We start from the raw sequence: 9,090 nt of genomic DNA on the forward strand, positions 1-9,090 counted from the left end.
TGGGTCGCCGGGGGGCGGTACGGGAAGGGCGGTGGCCGGGGCTCAGGCCAGGAGCAGGAGTGCGCTGATCACGAGCATCACGGCGGCGGTGGCGCCGTGGACGCCGTAGGCGGCGGCCTTGGGGCCGTTGCTGCGCCGCACGATCAGCGCGTCGCCGATCGGGATGCCGCTGGCGGCCAGCATGAACCAGCCCAGCAGCTGGGGTGTCCCGGCGACCAGCAGGATGAACGTGAACAGGCCGGAGGCGATGTCGCGCACGGCCTTGACGGCCAGCCACGACCGGAAGGTCGGGTCCTGGACGGGCGTGTCGGGGATGCCGAAGCCGCCCGCGAACCGCGGGTTCAGCAGGCCGAGCGCCCCGATGACGGTGATGCCCAGGCCGATCAGCCCGGCGAGCACGGTGGCGGTGGTGGTGAGCACGACTGCTTCCTCCCCAGTAGCGGCGACCGCTGTCCTAGCGGCGCTAGATGTTGTGCCAACGATAACCATGCCATCGACAGGATGTCTAGCGTTGCTAGGATCGGCGGGTGTCCGCCATCGAGAAGCGCCGTGAGCGCGAACGCGCCCAGCGCCACCAGCTGATCATCGCCGCGGCCCGCGAGCTCGCCGAGGCCGAGGGCTGGGACGCGGTGACGACGCGGCGGCTCGCCGAGCGCGTCGAGTACAGCCAGCCCGTGCTCTACAGCCACTTCAGCGGCAAGGACGCCATCGTCCGGGCGGTCGCGCTCGACGGCTTCGTCGAGCTGTCCACCCACCTGCGCCGCGCCCGGCTGGCCAACCCCGAACCCCCGCACGCCCTGCGCGCCACCGGCCGCGCCTACCTGGCCTTCGCCGCCGAGCGGCCCGCGCTCTACCAGGCCATGTTCGTCATGCCGACCGACGTGAAGTTCGCGCACGCCGAAACCCCGCCCCCGCTGCGCGCGTGCTTCGAGGAGTTCGTCAGCTGCTTCCGCCCGGACAACGCGCGGCGCGAGCTGTTCGCCGAAGTCGTCTGGAGCGCGCTGCACGGCACAGCCGTCCTGGCGGACAGCGGCCGCATCCCCCCGGAGGGCCAGGAGGAGCGGCTCGACCTGCTCGTCACCCGGTTCGCCGACACCCCCGGCTGAACCGGCCCGGCTGAACCGGCCCGGCTGAACCGGCCCGGCCGCTACCGGCCCACGGCGTAGCCCTGGGCGCCGCGCGGGTTGGCGCCCGCGCGCAGCAGGCCGGTGCGGGCGTCCCTGGCCACGGCGGACATCCGGCCCAGCGCCCACGGGCCCGCGTCGACCACCGCGTGGCCCCGGTCGCGCAGCTCGTCCAAGCCGGTCAGCCGCGACTCGGCGACCAGCTCGCCCGGCGTCCACGCGCGCGGGTAGAAGGAGCTGGGGAAGGCGTTCGAGTGCCACATCGGCGAGTCGATGGCCGCCTGGAGGTCCAGTCCGCCGACGGTGTGCGCGAGCCAGAAGCCGAGCTGCCACTGGTCCTGCTGGTCCCCGCCGGGCGTGCCGAACGCCAGCGCGGGCTCGCCGTCGCGCAGCGCCAGCGACGGCGACAGCGTGATGCGCGGGCGCTTGCCCGGCGCCAGCGAGTTGGGCAGTCCCTCGTCCAGCCAGAACATCTGCGCCCGGCTGCCGAGGCAGAACCCCAGCGACGGGATGGCGGGCGAGGACTGCAGCCAGCCGCCGGAGGGCGTGGCCGAGACGATGTTGCCCCAGCGGTCCACCACGTCCACGTGCACGGTGTCGCCCTTGGTGGTGCCGGTCCGCGACACGGTCGGCTCGCCCAGCGCGCCGCCCAGGTCGCCCAGCGGCCGAGGACCGCGGGTGATGTGCTGGGCCAGCACCGCCGCCACGCCGCCGGGGGTGCCGGGGCGCAGCTCCAGCGACGCCTCCTCGGTCACCAGCTTGCGGCGCTCCTCGGCGTACTCGCGGGACAGCAGCACGTCCAGCGGCACGTCGCCGGTGTCGCCGTACCACGCCTCGCGGTCGGCGAACGCCAGCTTCGCGCACTCCACGGCCAGGTGCACGGTCTCCGCGGTGGGCACGCCGTCGACGTAGGACAGCCGGTCGGCGAAGCCCTCCAGCAGCCGCAGCTGCTGCGCCAGCACCGGCCCCTGCGTCCACGCGCCCGGCTTGACCAGCGCCCACTCGCCGAAGTCCACCACCAGCGGGTCCTCGTAGCTCGCCTGCCAGGACGCCATGTCCTCGCCGGTCAGCACGCCCGCGTGGTCGCGGCCGGAGTCGTCGCGGAAGGCGTTGCGGGCGAAATCGTCGACCTGCGCCGCGACGAAGCCCTGCGACCAGGCCCGCCGGGCCGACTCGATCTGCGCCTCGCGGTCGGCGCCCGCCGCCTCCCCCGCCGCCAGCAGCCACTCCCAGGTCTCGGCCAGCTTGGGGTTGCGGAACCGCTCGCCGGGCTTGGGCGGCTTGCCGCCGGGCAGCCACAGCGCGGCCGAGGAGGGCCAGTGGTCGCGGAACAGGTCCGCGACCGTCCCGATGGTCGCCGAGACCCGCTCCAGCAGGGGGAACCCGTCGCGCGCGTAGCCGATGGCGTAGCCCAGCACGTCGCGCAGCGACTTGGTGCCGTAGTCGCGCAGCAGGGTCAGCCAGGCGTCCCACGCGCCGGGGACGGTCGCCGCGAGCAGGCCGCTGCCGGGCACCAGGTCCAGGCCGAGGCCGCGGTAGTGCCCGATGGTGGCCCCGGCGGGCGCGACTCCCTGCCCGCACAGCACGCGCGGCGCGGACTCGCCCGCCGCGGCGAACACGACCGGCACCTCGCCGCCCGGCCCGTTCAGGTGCGGCTCGACCACTTGCAGCACGAAACCGACCGCGACGGCCGCGTCGAACGCGTTGCCGCCGTCCTCCAGCACGGCCATGCCGGTGCTGGAGGCGAGCCAGTGGGTGGAGGCGACCATGCCGTGCGTGCCGACGAGTTCAGGACGGGTGGTGAACACGCGGACAACTTACGTCGCCGAACGACGTTTGGTTACCCCCGGCTAACTAAAACACACCCGTCCGCCGTGTGCGCAGCGTGAACGTGGGTAGTCCCCTGGTCGTAGGCGGAAACCCCACCTGCGGCGGACGCGGGCGCACCCCGCAGGGAGGCACTGTTCAAGCCATGGAACTCGTCGTGTTCGCGATGCTGTTCGTCGGACTGGCGCTGCTGGCGGCCGTGCCGTTGGTCGCAATGCTGCACCTCTCCGAGCGCAGGGGCCTGAACGACCGTTAACCTCCTGACCCGCACTGGGTCTTCAGGAGGATTGATGCAGATCTCGGGTACCGCGGCGATCGTCACCGGCGGCGCGTCCGGGCTGGGCGCGGCGACGGCCCGCGCGCTGGCCGAGCGCGGCGCGCGGGTGTTCGCCCTGGACATCTCGATCGACAGCGCCCCCGAGGTGCCGGGCGTGACCTACCTGGCCGCCGACGTGACCTCGGAGGAGGACGTCCAGGCGGCGGTGGACACCGCGGCCGACTCCGGCGTGCCGCTGCGCGTCGCGGTGAACTGCGCGGGCATCGGCCCGTCGACCCGCACGGTGGGCAAGTCCGGCCCGCACCCGCTGGACCTGTACCGCAAGGTCATCGACATCAACCTGGTCGGCACCTTCAACGTGATGCGGCTGGCCGCGGCGGCGATGGGCCGGACCGAGCCGCTGGAGCACGGGCAGCGCGGCGTCATCGTCAACACCGCCTCCATCGCCGCGTACGACGGCCAGATCGGCCAGGTCGCCTACGCCGCGTCCAAGGCCGCGGTGGTCGGCATGACCCTGCCCGCCGCGCGCGACCTGTCCTCGGTGGGCGTGCGGGTGATGACCATCGCGCCCGGCATCGTCGACACCCCGATGCTGGCCACCGTGTCGGAGGAGTTCCGGGCGGGCCTGGCCGCCGGGGTGCCGTTCCCGAAGCGGCTGGCGCAGCCGGAGGAGTACGCCCGGCTGGCCGTGGCCATCGTCGAGCACGACTACCTCAACGGCGAGGTCATCCGCATGGACGGCGCCCTCCGGATGGCACCGCGCTAGGCACCCGCTCCGCGGTCGTGCGGCCGGTCGTGCCGGGCTCTCCCGTGGAGTCGGGCACGGCCGACCCGTCAGCCGAGCACTGAGACCTGCTTGAACTCGGGTAGCATCCGGACCGCTTCACCGGGTTCAGCGTTCCGCGATCGCGCGGCGAATCCGCGACGCCTGAACGGCAGACCGGAAGCGGCCCATCACTGCAGGGCCCGTCACGTCGCAGGCGTCGAGCAAGGAACACGCACGGCACCACCCGCTTTCGCCGTCGCGGCGACGAAGGCTCTCGGCGTGCCAGGGAGTCGGCCACTTCGACTTGGCGGGCAGCGCAGCGGAACGCGCGAGGGCTGCCACCCGATCTGGTGATCCGCTATGGGTGGCCGTGACCGGGTTCCACCGGGCGCCGTATCCTCTCCCGGTCACCGCGATCGTCTCCCTTCTTGACGAAACAGCCATGCGATGACCATCGCAACCGCTGCCAGCACCATGGCCGGAATACCCTTCGCCGCAGGTGCGCCTCGCCGCGTCTCGACAATTTTGACGTCCTCGCCTCGCGCGGCATCGGGATGATGAGCGTGTATCTCGCGCAGCACTTCTTCGATCTTGGCCATCTGCTGCTGAGACGGATTCCTCCTGCTCAGCACCACCTGGAACAGCACGAAGGTCACCGCGGCACCGACCAGACCGGCGCCGACATTGGCGAAGGCACCGGCCAGGAAGGCGGGCGTGGTCTGGTTGTCCATCCGGGCGAAGACGAACCCGATAATTCCGGCGACAATCCCGGCTCCGAAAGTGACAGCCAGCAGCAAGGAATTAGTCTCCGCTTCTCTCTCCGCCGCGATGGCGTGTCCCCGTTGCCAGCTGGCGACGGCGAACAGAAGCATGAAGACGATCACGGCTAAAGCGTTGACGCCGAGTTCGAGCCCTTCGCTCACGGAGACAGGTTTACTCTTGACGAATCTCGAATGCACGTACCGCACTTCTGCGCCGTACTCTATCCGGGCCCACTTGTTCGATCCGTCGACCTCCTCACCGTCGACAACGTCGCGCAGCACCACTTGGCGGTTGCGGGTGAACTCCTCGCTCGACTCGCAACCGGTGAACGGGCACGTCCGGACATTCGCGGTTCCGGACAGGTAACCAACCGACTTTCCGTCGACGGACGTGATCGAATCGGAGAAACCTTGGTAGATCGCGAACGCGGAGATCGCGGAGCCGGTGACGAGCACGATGCTCAGCGCCTTCCAAGCTCGCGCCTTGAAGTTGGACAACGGCACTCCTTCGCACGCGACCGGCATGGCGAGGGCTGATGTTTTCAGCTGCTGCGGTCCGAAGTCGTGGGCCCTTCGGACGACATGCGCGGCGTTGACGGGTGGAGCGACATCACGATCCGCCCCCTCCCCCAGCCAGGAGCGATCACGGCGGTGACTGGCGATGACGCATGACGCGGGGTCATCGGGCCTCGGCACCAGGACCGACGCAGGAGAACGACGCAGGAGAACGCTGACCGCGGAGCTCAGAACGAGCCGGCCAACACGTGACGTTCGCAGTCCTGGTGGAGGTGCTAGAGGTCGCCCGCGTAGGGGAGGGTGGCCATGGCGTCGGAGGTCATCCACTCGCGGAGGGTGCGGGTGGCCAGGACGTCGTCCTCGTTGTACTCCAGCAGCCGCCGCCGCTGGGCCGGGTCCGGCGGCTGCCCGTCCATGCCCACCGCGTCGCGGTACCAGCGCATCGAGTTCTCGCCGCCCGCCTCCGGGTCGCGCCAGGTGAAGCCCGCCACCGGGGCGATGGTCTTGAGGCCCTTGCCGTGCGCGCACAGGAACTGCCGCTGCACGATGCCGAACAGGTCCACCCACGAGTCGGAGCTGATGAACTCCTTGACCTGCCCCACCGACGGGATGCCGGGTCTGCCCTTGAAGCGCTCGGCCGACGCCAGCAGCCAGCGGTTCTCCGCCAGCTCGTTGTAGCAGTAGGCGCGGAAGGTCAGGCCGCGCTCCTCCGCGCGCCGCCGGACCTCCGACAGCCAGCCCCAGAACTCGGCGAACGAGCGGGCCTCGTCGTCGCAGGGCAGCTTGTCCCAGGTGGCGAAGGCGCGGTAGCCGGGCTCCTGGCCGATGTCGGCCCCGGAGAGCAGGCAGCCCCACAGGTAGGCGCCCAGGTCGCCGAAGCTCTCCATGTCCACGTCGACCTCGACGTCGGCGCGCGGCACGTCCATGCGCTCCACCCGGCGCACCACGGTCAGGTCGCGCAGCCACGCCCGCGCCAGCACCACGGCGTCCTCGTGCGGCATCCCGACCAGCGGGGTGACCGGCTTGGCCGGGTCCAGCGCGGCGAGCTCGTCCACCGACCCGACGCCCACCCCGCGCAGCGCCACGGCGTCCTCGCCGCGCACCACCAGGCTCACGTCGCGGTCCTGCTTGAGGTCGTTCTCGCACACCGGCCACCACGGGCAGCTGCGGCACTCCACGATCCTGGTCGGCCTGGCCAGCGCCGGTCCGCCGGTGGCCGCCGCGGCGGCCACCGCCAGCCGGTCGGAGAAGCGGGCGTCGTACTCGGCCAGCGCGGTCCGGCCGCCCGGCCAGGCCGGGGACTCCAGGTCGTGCCAGACCACCACGTCGGCGTCCATGCCGATCACGCCGCCGGTCGCGCGGCCGGGCAGCGCGTGGCCCGCGGCCTGGAGCTGGCGCTGCGCGTGGGCCAGCCGGAGCTGGTCGCGCGGCTGCGGGCGGACCTTGCGCGCCGGGTCCGTGCGCGCGGCGGTCAACCTCGGGGTGAGCAGCGGGGACGTGCGCGCGCCCTGGCCGGGATCGGAGACCTTGTGCCGGACCACGAGCACCGGCACGTACCCGGCGGGCTCCTTGACCAGCAGGTCGATGCCGCCGCGCCTGCCGCCCAGCGGGTCGCGCGGCAGCGCCGCGCCCCAGATGAAGGGCACGCCCGCGCGCATCGCCTCCTCGGTGATCCGCTCGCGGTCGGCGCCGGGCACGTCGGTGGGCACCGCCAGCAGGTCCGCGCCGACCACCCCGGCCAGCGCGGTCATCACCGCGCGGCGGTGGTCGGTGGCGTCGGCCTTGCGCTGCTGACCGGTCGGGTCGGGCGCGGCCCTGGGGACCTCGCGCATGGCCGGGTCGTGTTCGAGGTGCACCCGCCGCCGGCAACGAGTGACCACACCGGCGTCGAGCTGCACCTGGGAAGTCACCGGAGCAGGGTATGTCTTCGGCGATGCGCTTGTACCGGCAACCTGGTCGACCGCGATCGATCTTTTGCCGGACGGCCTCTACTGTTCGTCCCGGAGGTGGGTGGAGATGGCGCGCAGGAAGGGCGGCGGGCTCACCCCGTCGAAGGCGAAGAACCTGGTGAGCGTGGCCAAGGTGGTGGTCCCCGCGCTCATCCCGGTGCTCGCGCCGTTCGCGGCCAGGGCGGCGGCCGCGGTGGGCGACCGGGTCGACCACTTCCGGGCCCGCAGGCTGGGCGTCCCGGTCGACGAGCTGACCCGCTACTCCGGCCGGGGCGCGCGGCTGCACGCCCGCGCCGCCGGGTTCGCGGAGGCGCTGGAGCAGCTGCGGGCCGCCGACCGCGAGTACGTGGCGGTCACCGAGACCCGGCTGCACCAGCTGGTCGCCGCGGTGCGGGCGGCCGAGCGGATGCCCGCGGCGCGGCGCAAGGCCGCGCACCGCGCCGTCTCGACCGACCTGGACGCGCTGGAGGCGGAGCTGCTGCGCCGCCTCGGGGTGCCCCCTAGCGCTTGAGCTCCCGCACCGCGCGCCGGGCCGCCTCCTCGGGGTCGAGCCGGGCGGTGACCTCCTCCATCACCTCGGCCACCCGCTCCTCCCGGCGCACCAGCGGGTCGCTGCGCAGGTCGCGCGCCAGCGACACGCACAGCCCCACCATGACCAGGGCGAACGGGCAGGCGGCGATGACGGTCAGGTTCTGCAGGCCGGTCAGCGCGTTGGAGCCGCCCACCAGCAGCATCACCGCGGCCACCGCGCCGGTGAGCACGCCCCAGAACACCACCACGCCCTTGGCGGGCTTGATCGAGCCGCGCTGCGACAGGGTGCCCATCACCACCGACGCGGCGTCCGCGCCGGAGATGAAGAACACGCCCACCAGGACCATCACCAGCACGACCGCGACCCCGGCCAGCGGGAAGTGGTCGAGCAGGGCGAACAGCTGGCCCTCCGGGGTGGACCGGCCCGCCAGGTCCACCCCGTCGCGCTGCAGCGAGATGGCGGTGCCGCCGAAGATCGCGAACCACACCAGGCTGACCGCGCTGGGCACGCCGATCACGCCCGCCACGAACTGGCGGATCGTGCGGCCCCGGCTGATCCTGGCGATGAACATGCCGACGAACGGCGTCCAGGAGATCCACCACGCCCAGTAGAAGACCGTCCAGCCCGCCAGCCAGGTCTCGGTCGGGTCGCCGCCGGAGGCGGCGGTGCGGCCCGCCATGTCGGCCAGGTCGCGGAAGTACTGGCCGATCGAGGCGGGCACCAGGTTGAGGATGAACACGGTCGGGCCGATGACGAACACGAACACCGCCAGCACCACGGCCAGCACCATGTTCGTGTTGGACAGCCACTGGATGCCCTTGGCCACGCCGGACACCGCGGACACCACGAACGCCGCGGTCAGCACCGCGATGACGCCCACCAGCACGGCGTTGCCCACCTCGCCCGCCCAGCCCGCGACCTCGAGGCCGCTGCCGATCTGCAGCGCGCCCAGGCCCAGCGAGGCGGCCGAGCCGAACAGCGTGGCGAACACGGCCAGCACGTCGATGGCCCGGCCCGCCGCGCCGCCTGCCCGCCGGGCGCCCAGCAGCGGGGCGAACGCGGCGCTGATCAGCTGGCTGCGGCCGCGCCGGAAGCTGCCGTAGGCGATGGCCAGGCCGACCACGGCGTAGATGGCCCACGGGTGCACCGTCCAGTGGAACAGCGTCGTGGCCATCGCGGTGCGCACCGCCCGGTGGGTCTCCCCCGGCACGGTCTGCGGCGGCGGCGTGACGAAGTGCGACAGCGGCTCGTTGACGCCGTAGAACATCAGCCCGATGCCCATGCCCGCGCTGAACATCATGGCCACCCAGGACGCGGTGCGGAACTCCGGCCGCTCGT

8 protein-coding genes are annotated in these 9,090 nt (G+C 72.5%); 3 read left to right on the top strand and 5 right to left on the bottom strand.

What is annotated here, in order from left to right; all coding sequences use genetic code 11:
- Positions 1-42 precede the first annotated feature (42 nt).
- Complete coding sequence (locus IEZ00_RS03365) at positions 43-420, bottom strand: DUF4267 domain-containing protein (RefSeq protein WP_189221493.1); 378 nt, start codon at positions 418-420, stop codon at positions 43-45.
- Positions 421-527: 107 nt separating this feature from the next.
- Here IEZ00_RS03365 and IEZ00_RS03370 point away from each other — a divergent pair, with 107 nt between their 5' ends.
- Positions 528-1,106, top strand: a complete 579-nt coding sequence (locus IEZ00_RS03370) for a TetR/AcrR family transcriptional regulator (RefSeq protein ID WP_189221494.1) — start codon at positions 528-530, stop codon at positions 1,104-1,106.
- A 41-nt stretch (positions 1,107-1,147) separates the two neighbouring features.
- On the opposite strand, the gene IEZ00_RS03375 is transcribed toward IEZ00_RS03370, so the two are convergent.
- A complete protein-coding gene (locus IEZ00_RS03375; RefSeq protein WP_189221495.1) occupies positions 1,148-2,932 on the bottom strand; it encodes a gamma-glutamyltransferase family protein in 1,785 nt (594 codons plus the stop codon).
- Positions 2,933-3,241: 309 nt separating this feature from the next.
- Between IEZ00_RS03375 and IEZ00_RS03380 the strand changes: the two genes are divergently transcribed.
- Positions 3,242-3,994 carry an SDR family NAD(P)-dependent oxidoreductase gene (locus tag IEZ00_RS03380; RefSeq protein WP_189221496.1) on the top strand — a complete coding sequence of 251 codons (753 nt, stop codon included), beginning with the start codon at positions 3,242-3,244 and terminating at the stop codon, positions 3,992-3,994.
- Between the two features lie 407 nt (positions 3,995-4,401).
- Here the strand turns inward: IEZ00_RS03380 and IEZ00_RS03385 are convergent, their stop codons facing one another.
- Together IEZ00_RS03385 and IEZ00_RS03390 are read right to left on the bottom strand one after the other, a co-directional pair.
- Entirely contained in the window at positions 4,402-5,253 is an 852-nt protein-coding gene (locus tag IEZ00_RS03385) for a hypothetical protein (protein ID WP_189221497.1), read from the bottom strand.
- 293 nt (positions 5,254-5,546) lie between these two features.
- A complete protein-coding gene (locus IEZ00_RS03390; protein ID WP_189221498.1) occupies positions 5,547-7,181 on the bottom strand; it encodes a TM0106 family RecB-like putative nuclease in 1,635 nt (544 codons plus the stop codon).
- A gap of 106 nt (positions 7,182-7,287) precedes the next feature.
- On the opposite strand from IEZ00_RS03390, the gene IEZ00_RS03395 reads away from it, so the two are divergent.
- Positions 7,288-7,731 (top strand): DUF6474 family protein, encoded by a 444-nt coding sequence (locus IEZ00_RS03395; RefSeq protein WP_189221499.1) that lies wholly within the window; start codon positions 7,288-7,290, stop codon positions 7,729-7,731.
- Here the strand turns inward: IEZ00_RS03395 and IEZ00_RS03400 are convergent.
- Positions 7,721-9,090: BCCT family transporter (locus tag IEZ00_RS03400; RefSeq protein ID WP_229794978.1), on the bottom strand; the 1,370-nt coding region annotated here is incomplete at its 5' end. The two genes, IEZ00_RS03395 and IEZ00_RS03400, sit on opposite strands and share 11 nt — an antisense overlap.

Source organism: Saccharothrix coeruleofusca, assembly GCF_014648515.1.
GTDB lineage: Bacteria > Actinomycetota > Actinomycetes > Mycobacteriales > Pseudonocardiaceae > Actinosynnema > Actinosynnema coeruleofuscum.

What these genes read in the sequence shown, in the direction of transcription:
- IEZ00_RS03380 (WP_189221496.1), top strand. Translation starts at nt 3,242, where the DNA reads ATGCAGATCTCGGGTACCGCGGCGATCGTCACCGGCGGCGCGTCCGGG.
- IEZ00_RS03395 (WP_189221499.1), top strand. Translation starts at nt 7,288, where the DNA reads ATGGCGCGCAGGAAGGGCGGCGGGCTCACCCCGTCGAAGGCGAAGAAC.